16 protein-coding genes and 2 tRNA genes are annotated in these 18,760 nt (G+C 70.2%); 13 read left to right on the top strand and 5 right to left on the bottom strand.

The window, feature by feature from the left end; translation table 11 throughout:
• Positions 1-101: 101 nt before the first annotated feature.
• From dnaN to CHR28_RS18650, 8 genes are all read left to right on the top strand, one after another.
• Positions 102-1,232 carry a DNA polymerase III subunit beta gene (dnaN, locus tag CHR28_RS18685; RefSeq protein ID WP_094054791.1) on the top strand — a complete coding sequence of 377 codons (1,131 nt, stop codon included), beginning with the start codon at positions 102-104 and terminating at the stop codon, positions 1,230-1,232.
• A 163-nt stretch (positions 1,233-1,395) separates the two neighbouring features.
• Complete coding sequence (gene gnd / locus CHR28_RS18680) at positions 1,396-2,271, top strand: phosphogluconate dehydrogenase (NAD(+)-dependent, decarboxylating) (protein WP_094054790.1); 876 nt, start codon at positions 1,396-1,398, stop codon at positions 2,269-2,271.
• A 31-nt stretch (positions 2,272-2,302) separates the two neighbouring features.
• A complete protein-coding gene (gene recF, locus CHR28_RS18675) occupies positions 2,303-3,424 on the top strand; it encodes a DNA replication/repair protein RecF (RefSeq protein ID WP_094054789.1) in 1,122 nt (373 codons plus the stop codon).
• Positions 3,421-3,951: a DUF721 domain-containing protein gene (locus CHR28_RS18670; protein WP_094054788.1), complete on the top strand. Its 531-nt coding sequence runs from the start codon at positions 3,421-3,423 to the stop codon at positions 3,949-3,951. The genes recF and CHR28_RS18670 overlap by 4 nt, the downstream gene beginning before the upstream one ends.
• 380 nt (positions 3,952-4,331) lie before the next feature.
• A complete protein-coding gene (gyrB, locus tag CHR28_RS18665) occupies positions 4,332-6,404 on the top strand; it encodes a DNA topoisomerase (ATP-hydrolyzing) subunit B (protein ID WP_094054787.1) in 2,073 nt (690 codons plus the stop codon).
• 42 nt (positions 6,405-6,446) lie between these two features.
• Positions 6,447-9,041 (top strand): DNA gyrase subunit A, encoded by a 2,595-nt coding sequence (gyrA, locus tag CHR28_RS18660; RefSeq protein ID WP_094054786.1) that lies wholly within the window; start codon positions 6,447-6,449, stop codon positions 9,039-9,041.
• An 18-nt stretch (positions 9,042-9,059) separates the two neighbouring features.
• Entirely contained in the window at positions 9,060-9,878 is an 819-nt protein-coding gene (locus CHR28_RS18655; RefSeq protein ID WP_094054785.1) for a DUF3566 domain-containing protein, read from the top strand.
• 100 nt (positions 9,879-9,978) lie between these two features.
• Positions 9,979-10,055: transfer RNA gene (locus CHR28_RS18650), tRNA-Ile, on the top strand.
• Between the two features lie 273 nt (positions 10,056-10,328).
• Here CHR28_RS18650 and CHR28_RS18645 read toward each other — a convergent pair.
• Positions 10,329-10,697 (bottom strand): DUF6344 domain-containing protein, encoded by a 369-nt coding sequence (locus CHR28_RS18645; protein WP_094054784.1) that lies wholly within the window; start codon positions 10,695-10,697, stop codon positions 10,329-10,331.
• 337 nt (positions 10,698-11,034) lie between these two features.
• Between CHR28_RS18645 and CHR28_RS38000 the strand changes: the two genes are divergently transcribed.
• Both CHR28_RS38000 and CHR28_RS18635 read left to right on the top strand, forming a co-directional pair.
• A complete protein-coding gene (locus CHR28_RS38000; RefSeq protein ID WP_003999697.1) occupies positions 11,035-11,163 on the top strand; it encodes a DLW-39 family protein in 129 nt (42 codons plus the stop codon).
• 143 nt (positions 11,164-11,306) lie between these two features.
• Positions 11,307-12,662 carry a hypothetical protein gene (locus tag CHR28_RS18635; RefSeq protein WP_094054782.1) on the top strand — a complete coding sequence of 452 codons (1,356 nt, stop codon included), beginning with the start codon at positions 11,307-11,309 and terminating at the stop codon, positions 12,660-12,662.
• A gap of 31 nt (positions 12,663-12,693) precedes the next feature.
• On the opposite strand, the gene CHR28_RS18630 is transcribed toward CHR28_RS18635, so the two are convergent.
• Together CHR28_RS18630 and CHR28_RS18625 are read right to left on the bottom strand one after the other, a co-directional pair.
• Complete coding sequence (locus tag CHR28_RS18630; RefSeq protein ID WP_094054781.1) at positions 12,694-14,388, bottom strand: serine/threonine-protein kinase; 1,695 nt, start codon at positions 14,386-14,388, stop codon at positions 12,694-12,696.
• 237 nt (positions 14,389-14,625) lie between these two features.
• Positions 14,626-15,174, bottom strand: a complete 549-nt coding sequence (locus CHR28_RS18625) for a helix-turn-helix domain-containing protein (RefSeq protein WP_067018270.1) — start codon at positions 15,172-15,174, stop codon at positions 14,626-14,628.
• Between the two features lie 181 nt (positions 15,175-15,355).
• Here CHR28_RS18625 and CHR28_RS18620 point away from each other — a divergent pair.
• Positions 15,356-15,428: transfer RNA gene (locus CHR28_RS18620), tRNA-Ala, on the top strand.
• Positions 15,429-15,580: 152 nt separating this feature from the next.
• Here CHR28_RS18620 and CHR28_RS18615 read toward each other — a convergent pair.
• The gene (locus tag CHR28_RS18615; protein WP_094054780.1) at positions 15,581-16,279 is read right to left on the bottom strand and encodes a DUF5324 family protein; all 699 of its coding nucleotides are present in this window, start codon (positions 16,277-16,279) and stop codon (positions 15,581-15,583) included.
• A 338-nt stretch (positions 16,280-16,617) separates the two neighbouring features.
• Here CHR28_RS18615 and CHR28_RS18610 point away from each other — a divergent pair, with 338 nt between their 5' ends.
• Together CHR28_RS18610 and CHR28_RS18605 are read left to right on the top strand one after the other, a co-directional pair.
• Positions 16,618-17,145 (top strand): peptidylprolyl isomerase, encoded by a 528-nt coding sequence (locus CHR28_RS18610; RefSeq protein WP_094054779.1) that lies wholly within the window; start codon positions 16,618-16,620, stop codon positions 17,143-17,145.
• A gap of 94 nt (positions 17,146-17,239) precedes the next feature.
• Entirely contained in the window at positions 17,240-18,130 is an 891-nt protein-coding gene (locus CHR28_RS18605) for a rhomboid family intramembrane serine protease (RefSeq protein ID WP_094054778.1), read from the top strand.
• A 257-nt stretch (positions 18,131-18,387) separates the two neighbouring features.
• Here the strand turns inward: CHR28_RS18605 and crgA are convergent, their stop codons facing one another.
• On the bottom strand, positions 18,388-18,642 hold the full coding sequence (gene crgA, locus CHR28_RS18600; protein WP_094054777.1) for a cell division protein CrgA: 255 nt from the start codon (positions 18,640-18,642) through the stop codon (positions 18,388-18,390).
• Positions 18,643-18,760 lie beyond the last annotated feature (118 nt).

Raw genomic sequence — 18,760 nt, 5'->3', positions numbered from 1 at the left:
GGTCCCCGGTGTCCTCCCCGTCTCAGGGACCGTCGACACCGAGACAGACGACGAGGGCCAGGCAGAGCGAGAAGCGCCGGCAACAGCAGGAGGCGGCAACAGTGAAGATCCGGGTGGAACGCGACGTACTCGCGGAGGCAGTGGCCTGGGCGGCTCGCAGCCTCCCGGCCCGTCCGCCGGCGCCTGTCCTCGCCGGCCTGCTCCTCAAGGCCGAGGACGGCCAGCTGAGCCTGTCCGGCTTCGACTACGAGGTCTCCGCCCGGGTGGGCGTCGAGGCCGAGGTCGAGGAGGAGGGCACGGTCCTGGTCTCCGGCCGCCTGCTCGCGGACATCTGCCGTGCGCTCCCCAACCGCCCGGTGGAGATTTCCACAGACGGTGTACGGGCGACGGTGGTCTGCGGCTCCTCGCGGTTCACCCTCCACACCCTGCCTGTGGAGGAGTACCCGGCCCTGCCGCAGATGCCGAACGCGACGGGCACGGTCCCCGGCGAGGTCTTCGCCTCCGCGGCCGCCCAGGTCGCCATCGCCGCCGGCCGTGACGACACGCTGCCCGTGCTCACCGGCGTCCGCATCGAGATCGAGGGCGACACGGTCACGCTGGCCTCCACCGACCGCTACCGCTTCGCGGTCCGCGAGTTCCTGTGGAAGCCGGAGAACCCGGACGCCTCCGCGGTCGCCCTGGTGCCCGCCAAGACGCTCCTGGACACCGCCAAGGCCCTGACCAGCGGCGACCAGGTGACCCTGGCGCTGTCCGGCTCGGGTTCGGGCGAGGGCCTGATCGGCTTCGAGGGCGCCGGCCGCCGCACCACGACCCGCCTGCTGGAGGGCGACCTCCCGAAGTACCGCACGCTGTTCCCGACGGAGTTCAACAGCGTCGCCGTGATCGAGACCGCCCCCTTCGTGGAGGCCGTCAAGCGTGTGGCCCTGGTCGCCGAGCGCAACACCCCGGTGCGGCTCAGCTTCGAGCAGGGCGTGCTCATCCTGGAGGCCGGCTCCAGCGACGACGCACAGGCTGTGGAAAGGGTCGACGCCCAGCTGGAGGGCGACGACATCTCGATCGCCTTCAACCCGACTTTCCTGCTCGACGGTCTGAGCGCCATCGACTCCCCGGTCGCCCAGCTGTCCTTCACGACGTCCACCAAGCCCGCGCTGCTCAGCGGCAAGCCGGCGCTGGACGCCGAGGCGGACGAGGCCTACAAGTACCTGATCATGCCGGTGCGCCTCAGCGGCTGAGCTCCGCCGGCTGTCCACAGGCTGGGGGAAACCCGCAGGTGAGGGCGTGCGAGTGAGCGCGTATGCCCACAGATGTGCACGAGCGTCCGGGATTAGGCTCGGACGCGGCACACCAGTGCCGCAGCGCCACGTCGGACACCTGCAAACCTAAGGAAAACAACTGATGGAGCTCGGTCTCGTCGGCCTCGGCAAGATGGGCGGCAACATGCGCGAGCGGATCCGCCGCGCGGGCCACACCGTCTACGGATACGACCGCAACCCGGACCTCGCCGATGTCCACAGCCTGGAAGAGCTTGTGGGCAAGCTCAGCGGACCGCGCGTGGTCTGGGTGATGGTCCCGGCGGGCGAGGCCACCCAGTCCACCATCGACCGGCTCGCCGAGCTGCTCGAGCCGGGCGACGTCGTCGTGGACGGCGGCAACTCCCGCTGGACGGACGACGAGAAGCACGCCGAGGAGCTGGCGGCCAAGGGCATCGGCTTCGTCGACTGCGGTGTCTCCGGCGGCGTCTGGGGCCTGGAGAACGGCTACGCGCTGATGTACGGCGGCGACCCGGAGAACGTCGCGAAGGTGCAGCCGGTCTTCGACGCCCTCAAGCCGGAGGGCGACTTCGGCTCGGTGCACGCCGGCAAGGTCGGCGCGGGCCACTTCGCCAAGATGGTCCACAACGGCATCGAGTACGCGATGATGCAGGCTTATGCCGAGGGCTGGGAGCTGCTGGAGAAGGTCGACTCCGTGACCGACGTCCGGGAGGTCTTCCGCTCCTGGCAGGAGGGCACGGTCATCCGCTCCTGGCTGCTCGACCTCGCGGTGAACGCGCTCGACGAGGACGAGCACCTGGACGGGCTCCGGGGTTATGCACAGGACTCCGGCGAGGGACGCTGGACTGTGGAGGCCGCGATCGACAACGCGGTGCCGCTGCCGGCGATCACCGCGTCGCTGTTCGCGCGGTTCGCCTCCCGCCAGGAGGACTCGCCCCAGATGAAGATGATCGCGGCGCTGCGGAACCAGTTCGGCGGCCACGCGGTCGAGAAGAAGTAACCGAGCACCGAGGGAGGTCGGCGAAACGACCATGCACGTCACGCATCTGTCGCTGGCCGACTTCCGCTCCTATCCCCGGGTCGAGGTCCCCCTCGACCCGGGGGTCACGGCCTTCGTCGGGCCGAACGGACAGGGCAAGACCAACCTCGTCGAGGCCGTCGGCTATCTCGCCACCCTCGGCAGCCACCGGGTCTCCTCCGACGCGCCCCTGGTCCGCATGGGCGCCGAGCGCGCGATCGTCCGGGCCCAGGTGCGGCAGGGCGAGCGGCAGCAGCTGATCGAGCTGGAACTCAACCCGGGCCGCGCCAACCGTGCCCGGATCAACAGGTCCACGCAGGTCAGACCACGTGACGTGCTGGGGATCGTACGGACCGTGCTGTTCGCGCCGGAGGATCTCGCCCTGGTCAAGGGCGACCCCGGGGAGCGGCGCCGGTTCCTCGACGAGCTGATCACCGCCCGCTCCCCGCGCATGGCCGGCGTCCGCTCCGACTACGACCGGGTGCTCAAGCAGCGCAACACCCTGCTGAAGTCGGCCGCGCTGGCCCGGCGGCACGGCGGCCGCTCCATGGACATGTCCACCCTGGACGTCTGGGACCAGCACCTCGCGCGCGCGGGCGCCGAGTTGCTCGCCCAGCGGCTCGATCTGATCGCCACGCTCCAGCCGCTGGCCGACAAGGCGTACGAGCAGCTCGCCCCCGGCGGCGGTCCGGTCGCGCTGGAGTACAAGCCGTCCGCGCCGGGCGAGGCGCACACCCGCGACGACCTGTTCGAGCAGCTGACGGCCGCGCTCGCCGAGGCCCGCAAGCAGGAGATCGAGCGGGGCGTCACGCTGGTCGGACCGCACCGGGACGACCTGCTGCTCAAGCTCGGCCAGCTGCCCGCCAAGGGCTACGCCTCCCACGGCGAGTCCTGGTCGTACGCGCTGGCGCTGCGCCTGGCCTCGTACGACCTGCTGCGGGCGGAGGGCAACGAGCCGGTGCTGGTGCTCGACGACGTCTTCGCCGAGCTGGACACCCGCCGGCGCGAGCGGCTCGCCGAGCTGGTCGCGCCCGGTGAGCAGGTCCTGGTGACCGCGGCGGTGGACGACGACGTCCCGCACGTGCTGTCCGGGGTGCGGTTCGCCGTGTCCGAGGGGACGGTGGAGCGCGTATGAGCACGCAGGAGCCGAAGAAGGACCCCGAGCCCTCCGGCGTGGACCTCGCGCGCGTGGCGTTGCGCGCCGCGAAGGAGGCCGCCCGCGCGCGGGGGGACGCGGCGCAGCAGAAGAAGCAGGCACGCCGGGGCGGCGGGCTGCGCTCCGGCGCGCGCGCCGACGGCCGCGACCCCATGGCGCTCGGCCCCGCGATCAACCGGCTGATCACCGAACGCGGTTGGGAGGCCCCGGCCGCGGTGGGCGGTGTGATGGGCCGCTGGCCGCAGATCGTCGGCGAGAAGCTCGCCGACCACTGCACCCCGCAGCGGTACGACGAGGACGAGCGGGTCCTGGTCGTGCAGTGCGAGTCGCCGGCCTGGGCGACGGAGGTGCGCCGGCTGGCGCCCGTGCTCGTCGCGCGGCTCAACGAGGACCTGGGACACGGCACCGTGCGGCAGATCAAGGTGGTCGGCCCCAGCGCTCCCACGCGCCGCTACGGCCCCCTGCGCGCCCCCGGCAGCGGTGGTCCTGGCCCTTCCTACAGGTGACTTACATCACGTCTTCCTGCCCCGGACCGGCCTGCGCGGCCGTCCCGTCGCGGCACCGCACACGGTTGCGAATCGCGACCTGACTCCGAAGTAGCCAAGGGTTGACGGCTGGAAGCGCTGAGTGGCTCTGTGAGCCTCTTGGAGCCCCCATCCGTATATCGGGAGTCGGGCAAGACCCGTCGAGGGCGGCACATGCGGACTCAGGTACCGGCAAACCCCCATCAGTGTCAGTGCTACCGGTAGACTGGAAGCAATCCCGCCCCACTCGCTGGGGACCGTCCGGGAAAAGCTGAGCAACGCTGATCAAGGCTTACCAACGCAACATGCCGCAGCCGCTCCGGCAACCCTCCCCCGGAGGGGGGACCCCCAGAGCCTGGCTCGTGCTGTGCCAGAAAGGGCGCTTCGTGGCCGATTCCGGCAACCCCAACGAGAACATCCCGTCCACCGAGGCCCCGGCCGGAGTCGCCGAGGCCTCCGTAACGGCGTCGTACGACGCCAGTGCCATCACCGTCCTCGAGGGTCTGGACGCGGTCCGCAAGCGACCCGGTATGTACATCGGTTCCACCGGTGAGCGCGGCCTGCACCACCTCGTCTACGAGGTCGTCGACAACTCCGTCGACGAGGCGCTGGCCGGGCACGCGGACACGATCGAGGTGACGATCCTCGCCGACGGCGGCGTCCGGGTCGTCGACAACGGCCGTGGCATCCCGGTGGGCATCGTCCCGTCCGAGGGCAAGCCGGCCGTCGAGGTCGTGCTGACCGTGCTCCACGCGGGCGGCAAGTTCGGCGGCGGCGGCTACGCGGTCTCCGGTGGTCTGCACGGCGTCGGCGTCTCGGTCGTGAACGCCCTGTCCAGCAAGGTCTCCGTCGAGGTGAAGACCGACGGCCACCGCTGGACGCAGGACTACAAGATGGGCGTCCCGACGGCCCCCCTCGCCCAGCACGAGGCCACGGAGGAGACCGGCACCTCGGTCACCTTCTGGGCCGACGGCGACATCTTCGAGACGACCGACTACTCCTTCGAGACGCTGTCGCGGCGCTTCCAGGAGATGGCGTTCCTCAACAAGGGCCTGACCATCAAGCTCACGGACGAGCGCGAGTCGGCGAAGGCCACCTCCGGGGCGGACGAGGCCGGCGCGGACGAGACCGCCGAGGTCAAGACGGTCACGTACCACTACGAGGGCGGCATCGTCGACTTCGTGAAGTACCTCAACTCCCGCAAGGGAGAAGCGGTGCACCCGTCGGTGATCGACCTGGAGGCCGAGGACAAGGACAAGTCCCTCTCCCTCGAAGTCGCCATGCAGTGGAACAGCGGCTACAGCGAGGGCGTGTACTCCTTCGCCAACATCATCCACACCCACGAGGGCGGCACCCACGAAGAGGGCTTCCGCGCGGCGCTGACGAACCTGATCAACAAGTACGCGCGCGACAAGAAGCTGCTCCGCGAGAAGGACGACAACCTCACGGGCGACGACATCCGCGAGGGTCTGACCGCGATCATCTCGGTCAAGCTGAGCGAGCCGCAGTTCGAGGGCCAGACCAAGACCAAGCTGGGCAACACGGAGGCGAAGACCTTCGTCCAGAAGGCCGTCTACGAGCACCTCAACGACTGGCTGGACCGCAACCCGAACGAGGCCGCGGACATCGTCCGCAAGGGCATCCAGGCCGCCACCGCGCGCGTGGCCGCCCGCAAGGCCCGCGACCTGACCCGCCGCAAGGGCCTGCTGGAGACCGCGTCCCTGCCGGGCAAGCTCTCGGACTGCCAGTCGAACGACCCCACCAAGTGCGAGATCTTCATCGTCGAGGGTGACTCCGCCGGCGGCTCGGCCAAGTCCGGCCGCAACCCGCAGTACCAGGCGATCCTCCCGATCCGCGGCAAGATCCTCAACGTCGAGAAGGCCAGGATCGACAAGATCCTGCAGAACCAGGAGATCCAGGCGCTGATCTCGGCCTTCGGCACCGGTGTGCACGAGGACTTCGACATCGAGAAGCTCCGCTATCACAAGATCATCCTGATGGCGGACGCCGACGTCGACGGCCAGCACATCAGCACCCTGCTGCTGACCTTCCTGTTCCGCTTCATGCGGCCGCTGGTCGAGGCCGGCCACGTGTACCTCTCCCGTCCCCCGCTGTACAAGATCAAGTGGGGCCGGGACGACGTGGAGTACGCCTACTCGGACCGCGAGCGCGACGCGCTCATCGAGATGGGCCGCCAGCGCGGCAAGCGGGTCCGCGAGGACTCGATCCAGCGCTTCAAGGGCCTCGGCGAGATGAACGCCGAGGAGCTGCGCGTGACCACGATGGACCAGGAGCACCGGGTCCTCGGCCAGGTCACCCTGGACGACGCCGCGCAGGCCGACGACCTGTTCTCGGTCCTGATGGGCGAGGACGTCGAGGCGCGCCGCCAGTTCATCCAGCGCAACGCCAAGGACGTCCGCTTCCTCGACATCTGAGTCGGTCTCAGCTGACCGCACCAGGAAGGATCTTCACCAGCAATGACCGACGAGAACACTCCCGTCACCCCCGAGCAGGGCGGCGACCTCGCGATGCGTGTCGAGCCCGTCGGGCTCGAGACGGAGATGCAGCGTTCGTACCTCGACTACGCGATGTCCGTCATCGTCTCGCGTGCGCTGCCCGACGTCCGTGACGGCCTCAAGCCCGTGCACCGCCGCGTGCTGTACGCCATGTACGACGGCGGCTACCGCCCCGAGCGCGGCTTCTACAAGTGCGCCCGCGTCGTCGGCGACGTCATGGGCAACTACCACCCCCACGGCGACTCCTCCATCTACGACGCGCTCGTGCGCCTCGCCCAGCCCTGGTCGATGCGCATGCCGCTGGTCGACTCCAACGGCAACTTCGGCTCCCCGGGCAACGACCCGGCCGCGGCCATGCGGTACACCGAGTGCAAGATGGCGCCGCTGTCGATGGAGATGGTCCGTGACATCGACGAGGAGACCGTCGACTTCACGGACAACTACGACGGCCGCTCCCAGGAGCCGACCGTCCTGCCGGCCCGCTTCCCGAACCTGCTGATCAACGGCTCGGCCGGTATCGCGGTCGGCATGGCGACCAACATCCCGCCGCACAACCTGCGCGAGGTCGCCGCCGGTGCCCAGTGGTACCTGGAGAACCCCGAGGTCTCGCACGAGGAGCTGCTGGACGCCCTCCTGGAGCGCATCAAGGGCCCCGACTTCCCGACCGGCGCGCTCGTCGTCGGCCGCAAGGGCATCGAGGAGGCGTACCGCACCGGCCGCGGCTCCATCACCATGCGCGCGGTGGTCGAGGTCGAGGAGATCCAGGGCCGACAGTGCCTGGTGGTCACCGAGCTGCCGTACCAGGTGAACCCGGACAACCTGGCCCAGAAAATCGCCGACCTCGTCAAGGACGGCAAGATCGGCGGCATCGCGGACGTCCGCGACGAGACGTCCTCGCGCACCGGCCAGCGCCTGGTGATCGTGCTCAAGCGGGACGCGGTCGCCAAGGTCGTGCTGAACAACCTCTACAAGCACACCGACCTGCAGACGAACTTCGGCGCCAACATGCTGGCCCTGGTCGACGGCGTGCCGCGCACGCTCTCGCTCGACGCGTTCATCCGCCACTGGGTGACACACCAGATCGAGGTCATCGTCCGCCGTACGCGCTTCCGGCTGCGCAAGGCCGAGGAGCGGGCGCACATCCTGCGCGGTCTGCTGAAGGCCCTGGACGCCATCGACGAGGTCATCGCGCTGATCCGGCGCAGTGAGACCGTCGAGATCGCCCGCGGCGGCCTGATGGACCTGCTGACGATCGACGAGATCCAGGCCAACGCCATCCTGGAGATGCAGCTGCGCCGGCTGGCCGCACTGGAGCGCCAGAAGATCGTCCAGGAGCACGACGAGCTCCAGGCGAAGATCAACGAGTACAACGAGATCCTGGCATCCCCGGTCCGCCAGCGGGGCATCGTCAGCGCGGAGCTGGCCGCGATCGTCGAGAAGTACGGCGACGACCGCAAGACCAAGCTGATCCCGTACGAGGGCGACATGTCCATCGAGGACCTGATCGCCGAGGAGGACATCGTCGTCACGGTCACCCGGGGCGGCTACATCAAGCGCACCAAGACCGACGACTACCGCGCCCAGAAGCGCGGAGGCAAGGGCGTGCGCGGCGCGAAGCTCAAGGAAGACGACATCGTCGACCACTTCTTCGTGTCCACCACGCACCACTGGCTGCTGTTCTTCACCAACAAGGGCCGGGTCTACCGCGTCAAGGGCTACGAGCTGCCCGACGCCGGCCGGGACGCGCGCGGCCAGCACGTCGCCAACCTGCTCGCCTTCCAGCCGGACGAGGCGATCGCCGAGATCCTGGCGATCCGCGACTACGAGGCCGTTCCGTACCTGGTGCTCGCCACCAAGGCCGGACTTGTGAAGAAGACGCCTCTGAAGGATTACGATTCGCCCCGTTCCGGCGGTGTGATCGCGATCAATCTGCGGTCGATGGAGGATGGTTCGGACGACGAACTGATCGGTGCCGAACTCGTCTCGGCCGATGACGATCTGCTTCTGATCAGCAAGAAGGCGCAGTCGATCAGGTTCACCGCATCGGACGACACCCTGCGTCCCATGGGCCGTGCCACCTCGGGCGTGAAGGGCATGAGCTTCCGCGAAGGGGACGAGCTCCTCTCGATGAATGTTGTTCGACCCGGTACGTTCGTGTTCACTGCCACAGACGGCGGGTACGCGAAGCGGACCAACGTCGACGAGTACCGCGTCCAGGGTCGCGGCGGCCTCGGTATCAAGGCCGCCAAGATCGTCGAGGACCGCGGTTCCCTCGTCGGCGCGCTGGTGGTCGAGGAGACCGACGAGATCCTCGCCATCACGCTGTCGGGCGGTGTGATTCGTACGCGAGTCAACGAGATCAGGGAAACCGGCCGTGACACCATGGGCGTCCAACTGATCAATCTGGGCAAGCGCGATGCCGTCGTGGGCATCGCTCGCAACGCCGAGGCGGGACGCGAGGCGGAGGAGGTCGACGGCGACGTGGTCGTCGACGAGACCGCCGAGGGTCCCGCGACCACCGGCACGGACGAGGGTGAGGCGCCCTCGGCCGAGTAGCACGAGGAGTGAGTCAGCGTGAGCGGAGCCACGGGCGCCGGACCGGCCGGTACCTCGAAGGGTACGGAGACGGACGGCGGCGGCCGTGGCTCCGCCGCGCGTGCGGCGGATCCGCACACGACCAACCTGAAGGCGATCAAGTCCCCGACCAAGGACTCGTCCTCGCCTGACACGCATGGATCACAGGGGGGAACTGTGACGGACACCCGAGGTCCGCAGACCCAGCAGAAGCCTGGAGCGGGCCCGGCCGCCACCGGTGCGGCAGCGCAGCCGCAGCCGGCCGCCCAGGACCAGGGCGCCGCGCAGCCGGCCTCTCCGCTGCCGGGGGAGCGGCGGACACAGCAGCAGGCCGGGCCGTACCACCCGCCGCAGGCCTACCCGGCGCAGCAGGGGGCTGCGCCCGGGGCCGACGCGGGGGCAGGTGCCGCCGTGCGGCGGCCGCGCACGGGGGCGCGCACCACGCCGCGGGTGCGCAAGGCGCGCCTGCGGGTGGCGAAGGCCGACCCGTGGTCGGTGATGAAGGTCAGCTTCCTGCTCTCCATCGCGCTGGGCATCTGCACGATCGTCGCGGCCGCGGTGCTGTGGATGGTCATGGACGCGATGGGCGTGTTCTCGACGGTCGGCGGCACGATCTCCGAGGCCACCGGCTCCAACGAGTCCAACGGCTTCGACCTGCAGGCCTTCCTGTCGCTGCCCAACGTCCTGCTGTTCACGTCGGTCATCGCGGTCATCGACGTCGTCCTCGCGACGGCCCTCGCGACGCTCGGCGCGTTCATCTACAACCTCTCCGCGGGCTTCGTGGGCGGGGTGGAGCTGACGCTCGCCGAGGACGAGTGACGGCCCTGCGCTCTCGCCCCGACAACCGATTTTGGGACTGCCCATGTCGTGCGCTAATCTTCAGGAGTCAGCGCGCGGGACACACACCGCAGAGCGCGGCGGGGCTATAGCTCAGTTGGTTAGAGCGCATCCCTGATAAGGATGAGGCCACAGGTTCAAATCCTGTTAGCCCCACCAGCGAGAAGACCCCCAGTCGGTAGCGACTGGGGGTCTTTCGCGTCCGTGGCGGACATCAGTCGATGCGTTGAGGCCGTGCTTCCGGACCTTGTGGTCGCGAGGATGCCTGCCGCCGGGGTGACAGGCGTAGCCGATCTCCGGGACCGGCGAGCCACCGGCTGAGGTCCGGCCGGGACATGCGAAGACCCCGGCCGGGAGTGGCCGGGGTCTTCCGGGTCTCTGGTGGGTCGTGGGGGTACGCAAGATCGCCAGGACGTACCAGGGACCGGGCGGTCAGCGCTTGAGGGGCGTGAGGTGCGCGGGGGCGGGGTCGCCCTGGTCGTCCGTGTCCTCGTCCGTGCAGTCGGTCGTGGTCGTCGCCGTCGAGTCCGTGAGGGAGCGGTGGCGGCAGCGCGGGGACTTGCCGTGGGCCTCGGCGCGGATGCGCTGTTTCATCGTGGGGGGCAGGGCCCTCGCCTGGGACCACGGGGCGGCCGCCGGCGCCGTCCGCTGGTGCGGGATGCGCTCACCGCTGTTGCGCTTCTGCTCGGCCTGCGGTACCGCGGCCGCCGCGGTCGTGGTGATGAATCCGAGCGCCGTGCACAGGGCGAGGAAGGCGGTGACGATCGCGGTCCACAGCTTCATGACCTTGTTCCGGGCCATGGCCCCTCACTTTCGGGTTGGGCGATTTGCGTACTTTCCTCATGATGTGTATGGGGGCCGGGAAGTGGTGGACCTCCGGCCGTGGCGCGGCGATGTTCTGATGAACACCACCCGGATGGACGCAAGAGGCCCGGAAACGTGAGGAGAGGGGAGGAGAGGGGGCGAAGTAACCCTGTGTCGGCGTGTGATCACCCTCCGATCGGAGCGGTGAACTCCGCTTCTATCCCGGTGTCCGGGACGGGAGTTGACAGCCGGAGCAGGTCACCGATCGGTATCGGTCGGTGTGTATAGTCGGGCGCCAGAGGTCCCCTACGTCAAGGAAAGACGAGGTCGCGCGGTGAAGAAGCTTCTCCTGGTCGCACTGGCCGCCATCGGCGGGCTCCTCGTGTACCGCCAGATCCAGGCGGATCGCGCCGAGCAGGATCTGTGGACGGAGGCGACTGACTCCGTGCCCACGGGTTCGTGAGTCACGACAACCCCTTTCGAGCACACCCCGGCCGCCTCGCGGTCGGGGTTTTGTGTACCGAGGGCCGGTCGTGAACCCGCGCGGCGAGGCAGGATGGGCCCCGGTTCACGGTTCCGAGGTCCGGCGACGGTGAGAGGTGGCGCGTGAGGGGACGGTGGTGTACGGCGCGCGAGCGGCGTACGGGGGCGTGGCGCGGCCGGTCGTCGACGGCCGTGCGCCTGGGCGCCGTCGCCCTGGTGCTGGGCACGACGGCCGCCGTGGGACCGGCCCCGGCCGCATGGGCCGCCGGTGACTCCGCCCGGGCGGCCACGCCGAGCCCGTACGCCTTCGCCGAGGGCGCCCGCAGCGTCGAGGGAGCGCGCAGCACCGCCGACGCCGAACGCCTGGCGCTCGGCACGGCCTATCGGAGCTCCCTGCCGGACAGCGGCAAGGTCAACTACCGCCTCCAGCTCGACGCCACGTCCAGCGCGTACGTCTCCGTCACCGCCGTCCCTCCCCCGGGCAGCACCGTCTCCGTCATCGACGGGCTGAAGGTGTCCGTGCAGGACGCCGAGGGCAACTCCTGCTCCGGCGACACGGCGAGCTTCGGCGCCGCGCGCAGCCCCCACCCGATCGCCGCGTGGGGCGTGCGCGAGATCTCCCCCACCAAGTCGCTGTGCCAGGAGGCCGGCGCGTACTACGTGTCCGTCGAGCGCGCCGACCCCGAGGGCGAGGGCTCCTCACCCGGCGCCTGGGACCTGGAACTGTTCACCACGACCGAGCCGACGGCGAAGACCGGCGCCACCGGCGCGCCCCAGGTGTGGAACTCCGCCACCCCCCAGCCGCTCCAGGGCGACCCCGAGCCCCGGCACGGCGGGGCGGGATTCGCCGGGGCGACCCCTCTCGACCAAGGGGTCTGGCGCGACGACATCCGGCCCGGCCAGACGCTCTTCTACGAGGTGCCGGTCGACTGGGGCCGGCAGCTCGCGGTAACGGCTGACCTGGGCAGCTCCGACTCCGGCGGCACCGGCTACGCGTCCGGCGCCCTCGACCTGGCCCTCTACAACCCCGCGCGCGGCCGTGTCGCCGGTGTGAGCGTCGGCTACGACGGCGATCAGGCGTCCGGCAGCCTGCCCCCCTTGCCGCCGGTCGACCACGCCAACCGCTACGGGGCCGTGGCCCAGGTCGGGGCGATGCGCTTCGCCGGCTCCTACTACCTCGTCGCCCACCTCGCGCCGAACGTCGCCGACAGCTTCGGTGACGGGCCGTTCAAGATGACCCTGCGCGTGCGGGTGACCGGCGAGCCCCGGAGTGGGCCCGGGTACGCGGGGGAGTCCCGGCCGGAGGGTGTCTTCGACGTCTCGGAGCAGGACCGGGAGGCGGCGGCGGAGGGCGTGCCCGCGTCGGACGACGACGCCGTGATGCGGGTGGTCGCCGTGGGCGGCATCGGCACCGGGAGCGCGCTGCTCGTGGGGCTCGGGGTGTGGACCCTGGTGGCTCGGCGCCGAAGCGCCGCGTAGCCGTGCCCGGCCGTCGCCCCGGGCCGGGACCTCAGATGCGGGTCAGCGCCCAGAAGCCCACGGCGTAGCAGACCAGGGCCAGCAGGAGCAGAGGGACCGCCACGGTGGCCGGGGGACCGGGGCGGGCGGGCCGTCGGGCCCGGTGCCGGGACGCCTGCCGGCCGCCCGTGTCCTGCGGTGCCTGCGGTGCCTGCGGGGCCGCCGGGCTGTGGGCGGTGTACGAGGCGGTGATGGCGTCGGCGCGGTGCGGCTGGGCCGGGGGCAGGTGCGGGCTCGGGTACGCCGGGGGGAGCGGCTGGGCGGCGGGCCGGGGGTGCGTGGGGTCGTAGGGGGAGAACCGGGGCTGGTGGTCGGGGAGTTGGCCCTGCGCCGGGTGGGGCGCGTCCGGTGTGGGGGAGGAGGTGGTGACCGTGGGCTGCGGAGGCGGCAGGTGGAAGCTGCCGGTGTCCGACATGGAGGGCTGCGGAGTGGGAGTGGGCGCCGCAGCCGGTGACCGGCGGGGGTCGGGGAGTGCGGAGTCTGTGCTCGCGTCCGGCCGGTCGTTGTCCTGGGCGGAGGCGTCGGCGCGCTGCCGGGGTCCCGTGTATGTCGTTCCGGCCGGGGCCGGGGCCGGGGCCGGGGCCGGGGCCGGGTCCTGGGCCGCTCGCCGCGGGGTCGCCGCTTCCTGCCCCGGGGCGACCGGTTCTCGTTGCGGGGCCGCCGCTTCCTGCCGTGAGGCCGCCGCTCGTCGTTGCGAGGCCGCCAGTGGGTCCTCGTCCGCTGCCGAGCCCGAATGACTGCTGCCGTCCTTCCCCGGCTCCGATGGCGTCCGGTCGTCCTCCCTCGGCCCCAGTCCCCGAGCCCGCTCCAGCGGTCCCTCGGGGGCGAACCCCTTCGGCAGCGGCCCGAGTTGGTCGAAGATCTCGATCAGCTCGTCGTCCGGGCCCGGCTCGGGGAGCAGCTCGGCCGCGGCAGCGAGCGCCTTGCGCGCCCCCGTCGCCGTGCGGAACCGTGCCTCCGGGTCGGGCTGCAGCAGGGTGGCGACCACCTGCCACAGAGGTTCGGGGATGCCCTTGGGCGCTCCCGGCGTGCCGTGCTCGGCGAAGTACTGGATCAGCGCCTTGCTGTCCGGCTTCGCGCCCTCCAGCAGATACAGCGCGACCAGACCCACGGCGAACAGGTCGGCGGGGAAGTCCGGCTCGGCGCCCATCAGCTGCTCGGGGGCGAGGTAGCCGGGCGTCCCCACCACGAGGTTGGTCTCGGTCAGCCGGGGCTCGCCCAGCCGCATCGCGATGCCGAAGTCGGACAGCCGCAGCCGTGGCCGGCCCGTGCCGGTGGCCTCCAGCAGGACATTGGCGGGCTTAACGTCCCGGTGGACCACGCCCTCCGCGTGCACCGCGGCCAGGCCCGCCAGCAACTGGTCGAGCAGGGTGCAGACGAACGCCGGCGGCAGGGGGCCGTAGTCCCCGACGAGATGGACCAGGGATCCCCCGGCGACCAGGTCCATCGTGAACAGGACCTTGTCGTCGTCGGCGGCCCAGCTGGTGGGGGCGAGCACATGGGGATGGTCGATCCGCAGGGCCTGCTCGCGGACGAAGCGCAGCAGCGAGTGCGCGTCGCTCTGCAGCAGGACCTTGGCGGCCACATAACGGCGACGGCGGTGGTCCCAGGCGCGCCAGACCGCGCCGACGCCTCCGCGTCCGATCGGGTCGACCAGTTCGTACCGGCCGGCGAAGACCTCACCCATGGCTGTACGTCGCTCCTCCCCCTGTGGTCTCCCCCCTTGCTTCCCCCGCGGCGAGCGCTACGACTCCCCCGACGCTCCACGGTCCTCCGACGGTCCCCCGCGCGGCACACGCCCCCTCGTGCCCGCCCGCCCCGTGACGCACCCCCGTCACCGTCACGCACCCCCGTCACTGTGACGCGCCCCGTCACCTCACCCCGCGCCGGCTGCCCCACCCCCTTCGGTGGCCGGACGGAGGGATCAGCTCTGGTGGGACTGGTAGTGCGCGACCGCGTCCGAGGTACGTCCGGCGCCGTAGACCCGGAGGAACTCTGCCAGCTCCGGGTGGGTCGGGGCGAGGGTGTCGGCGGCGTCGATGATGTCGCCCGCGGCCGCGACCGAGCGCAGCAGCGACTGGATCTCGCGGACGACCCGCTTGACCGTGGGGGCCCCGGAACTGCTCGTCGTCTGCGTGGTGTTGCTGAGCACCGAGCCCCCCTGCGACTTCTTGATCTCCTCCATGCGCTCGGTGGCCTCGGCCGCGCTGACGCTGCCGTCCGCGACCTGCCCCGCCAGGTCCTGCAGCAGCTGCACGCGCTGCACCACGGCAGGGTTGCCGATCTTCGCCCGCTGACCGCTCATCAGCTGCGACAGCATCGGCGCGGACAGTCCCAGCACCCCCGCGAGACGAGCCTGGTTGAGACCAAGATCGTCAATGAGCTTACGGAAGAGCGCCCCCAGCGGCTCCCCGTACCAGTTCCGCTGCAGTTCCCGCGCTCTTGCGGTGGCTTCCTGCTGTGCGGCGTCCATTGCGTCTCCCCATCGCTTCCCCAAGTACGGCGGTTCGCGGTAGCGAACCACGCCGAGCATCTTACGGAGAGTGGTCGGCGACGGGGACCCCCAATCTTTTTGCGGAATCACGGGGGTGACCCGGTACTCTGGTCTCCGACGCCCGCCGGGACGAGACATCTCCGGTCGGACGTCTTCTTCCGGGGCCTTAGCTCAGTTGGTAGAGCGCTGTCTTTGCATGGCAGATGTCAGGGGTTCGACTCCCCTAGGCTCCACTGGAAACGCCCTCCGATCTGCGGAAACGCAGATGCGGGGGGCGTTTTTCGTGAGTCCGGGGCTGGTGGGCGGTGGGGGTTTCACGTGAAACAGTGCGGCGGGGCGGGAGACCTCAAGTCTCCCGCCCCGCCGCGTTGTTGATCGGCGACGTTCAGGAACGGTCGTCGCGGTTTGCGGCCTCCTCGGCCTCCTTGGCCTGGACCTCGGGGTCGAGAGACGACTGGCCCGTGCCGTCCACGGCGGACAGCCGGCCCGACTCGGGGACCTCCGTCGCGGCGGGCGGTTCGACGAGCCAGTCCGGGTTGGCCTGCTTGTCCCACCACTTCCACGCGGCGAAGGCACCGCCCGCCAGGGCGCCGAGGATCACCAGAGTCTTCACGGCCTTACCGGCCCTCGCCCGCCGTTCCTGCCGGCGGACCAGCTTCTGGATCTCCTTCGACGAGACCTGACCGCGCAGTGCGGCCATCGCCGCCGCGCTGCGGGCGGCGGCCTCGGTCGTCACGGGCACGGCCGCGGCCATCGCCTGCTCCAGCCTCGGCCGTGAGTACTCCGCCGCCTGACGGGCGGCCTTGCGTGTGCGGACGGCGGCCTCATGGGCGGCCTGGTCGACCTTCGGCGGCACGTGTGAGCGGGCCTGCTCCAGATAAGGCTGCACATGGGCGCCGTACTGGACACGTGCCTGCCCGGCGGCCTGCGTCACCTTGGGCGCCAGCCGTACGCGCGCCTCGTGTGCGTAGTGCGCGGCCCTGTCCTTGGCCGTGTCGGCGTAGGGCGCCACCACTTCCGCGGCGTGCAGCACGCTGTCCTTCGCCGAACCAGTCGCGGCGCGCACGCTGTCGATGCGGGTCACGGGTTCCTCCTCCTCGGTGGCGTACGGTATTTCGACTTTCCACCCTTTTACGGATCATGCCTCCGGGTGCACGACCAGGCATGCGCGAGCGAGCATCCGGGTCACGGAAACCGGCATCCCATGCCGAGTACGTGCAAGAGCGGATGAATAGGGGGCAACAGGAGCTTGTCGTCGACAATGCCACGGATCGTTGCCGAGCGCCCCCGCCCCGGCACTACTCGACCGGTTTTCCGTGACCGCCCGCCGAGGGTTTCCCCCCGCTGCGCCGAGGTCGGGCGACGCGGCGGCCCGTCCATGCGAGGATCAGGGAGTCACAGAAAGACAACGGAAGGCAGATCGTGGCTGAGCAGCTCTACGCCACCCTGAAGACCAACCACGGCGACATCGAGGTCCGGCTGCTGCCGAACCACGCCCCCAAGACGGTCAAGAACTTCGTCGAGCTCGCCCAGGGCGAGCGGGAGTGGACGCACCCGGAGACGGGCCAGAAGTCCACGGACAGGCTCTACGACGGCACGGTCTTCCACCGGGTGATCAGCGGCTTCATGATCCAGGGCGGTGACCCGCTGGGCAACGGCACCGGCGGCCCCGGCTACCAGTTCGAGGACGAGTTCCACCCGGACCTGCGCTTCGACAAGCCCTACCTGCTGGCGATGGCCAACGCCGGCCCGGGCACCAATGGCTCGCAGTTCTTCATCACCGTCTCCCCGACGGCGTGGCTGAACCGCAAGCACACGATCTTCGGCGAGGTCACCGACGCGGCCAGCCAGAAGGTCGTGGACACCATCGCCACCACGCAGACGAACCCGCGCACCGACCGCCCGCTGCAGGACGTGGTCATCGAGTCCGTCGTGATCGAGACCCGCTGAGGCGCCCACCGGGGCCTTCGCAGGGAACCAATCGCCCTGCTCATCCGTAGGGATGGGCAGGGCGGGCTTTTTCCACCACGACCGAGGGGAACCCATGGACGAGCAGGCTGCGGGCAGCCCGCAGGACGCCCACAGCGTCCCCATGTGCTACCGCCACCCGGACCGTGAGACGGGCGTCCGCTGCACCCGCTGCGAGCGCCCGATCTGCCCCGAGTGCATGGTCGACGCCTCCGTCGGTTTCCAGTGCCCCGAGTGCGTCCGCACCGGCTCCGGCACCGGGCACGCCCCCTCGGCCTCGATGCCCCGGACCCTGGCCGGCGGCAGCATCGCCTCCGACCCCCGCCTGCTCACGAAGATCCTCATCGGGATCAACCTCGCGGTCTTCATCGCCGTCAAGGTCCACGAGTCGCTCCTCGGCGATCTCGTCCTGCTCGGCGCGTGGCCGCCCGCGCCCTTCACTCCCGTCCAGGGTGTGGCGGGAGGCGAGTGGTACCGCATGGTGACGTCGGTCTTCACGCACCAGGAGATCTGGCACATCGCGTTCAACATGCTCAGTCTCTGGTGGCTCGGCGGCCCCCTCGAAGCGGCCCTGGGACGGGTGCGCTACTTCGCGCTCTACCTCGTCTCGGGCCTCGCGGGCAGCGCGCTGGCCTACCTGCTGACCGCCCCGAACACGGCCACGCTCGGCGCCTCGGGTGCGATCTTCGGCCTCTTCGGCGCCACGGCCGTGCTGATGCGCCGGCTCAACTACGACATGCGGCCGATCATCGCGCTGCTGGCGATCAACCTGATCTTCACGTTCAGCCCGGGCTTCAACATCTCCTGGCAGGCCCACATCGGCGGCCTCGTCGCCGGTGTCGTCATCGGGTACGCCATGGTCCACGCGCCGCGCGAGCGCCGGGCCCTGATCCAGTACGGCACATGCGCCCTGGTCCTGGCGGTGGTGGTGCTGGTGACCCTGTTGAGGACGGCCCAGCTCAGCTGAGCGCGCCCGTTGTCCACAGCGGGTGCCGGATCTTGTGCACAGTGTGCGGGAACACATGTGCCCCCTGTCACCGGGCCGCGTTTCCGCAGGTCAGGCAGGGGGCGAACACGTTTTCGAGTCGCGGTACTTCCGTCATACCGGCGTCAACGCCCGATGAGTTATCCACAGATCGTCTTTCTTTTTCCCCATGTGGATAACGGTTGTGGATAACTCAGCGAACAGCCCTGGGCAGAGCTGCGTTCACCGGCCGGCGACCGCTACTTCCACTGGGTGGAGACGCCGAATCCGGCGGCGATGAAGCCGAAGCCCACCACGATGTTCCAGTTGCCCAGGGAGTCGATGGGCAGCGAGCCGTCGGTGACGTAGAAGACGACGATCCAGGCCAGGCCGATGAGGAACATGGCCAGCATGACCGGTGCGACCCAGGACCGGCTGTTCAGCTTGATCGCGGTCGTCTGCTTCGACGGCGGCGGCGTGTAATCGGCCTTCTTGCGGATACGTGACTTCGGCACGAGGGTCTCTCCTGTCGATGCGCTGCGTGGCCGCGCAGGTAACTGGGTCGGTCTCGGGGCAGCGTAAGGGGACTCCGAATGCTCCCCCGGGCGTCCGTTAGCGTAGTGCTTCCGCCGC

The organism is Streptomyces sp. XY006 (assembly GCF_002237655.1).
In the GTDB taxonomy this organism is placed as follows: Bacteria; Actinomycetota; Actinomycetes; order Streptomycetales; family Streptomycetaceae; genus Streptomyces; species Streptomyces levis.
This window is presented reverse-complemented; position numbering and strand designations above follow the sequence as displayed.

Bases quoted from the DNA above. Each gene is read 5' to 3' on its own strand.
- gnd (WP_094054790.1), top strand. From the start codon at position 1,396: ATGGAGCTCGGTCTCGTCGGCCTCGGCAAGATGGGCGGCAACATGCGC.
- gyrA (WP_094054786.1), top strand. From the start codon at position 6,447: ATGACCGACGAGAACACTCCCGTCACCCCCGAGCAGGGCGGCGACCTC.
- CHR28_RS18605 (WP_094054778.1), top strand. From the start codon at position 17,240: ATGGACGAGCAGGCTGCGGGCAGCCCGCAGGACGCCCACAGCGTCCCC.
- CHR28_RS18645 (WP_094054784.1), bottom strand. From the start codon at position 10,697: ATGGCCCGGAACAAGGTCATGAAGCTGTGGACCGCGATCGTCACCGCC.
- CHR28_RS18670 (WP_094054788.1), top strand. From the start codon at position 3,421: ATGAGCACGCAGGAGCCGAAGAAGGACCCCGAGCCCTCCGGCGTGGAC.
- recF (WP_094054789.1), top strand. From the start codon at position 2,303: ATGCACGTCACGCATCTGTCGCTGGCCGACTTCCGCTCCTATCCCCGG.
- CHR28_RS18625 (WP_067018270.1), bottom strand. From the start codon at position 15,174: ATGGACGCCGCACAGCAGGAAGCCACCGCAAGAGCGCGGGAACTGCAG.
- CHR28_RS18630 (WP_094054781.1), bottom strand. From the start codon at position 14,388: ATGGGTGAGGTCTTCGCCGGCCGGTACGAACTGGTCGACCCGATCGGA.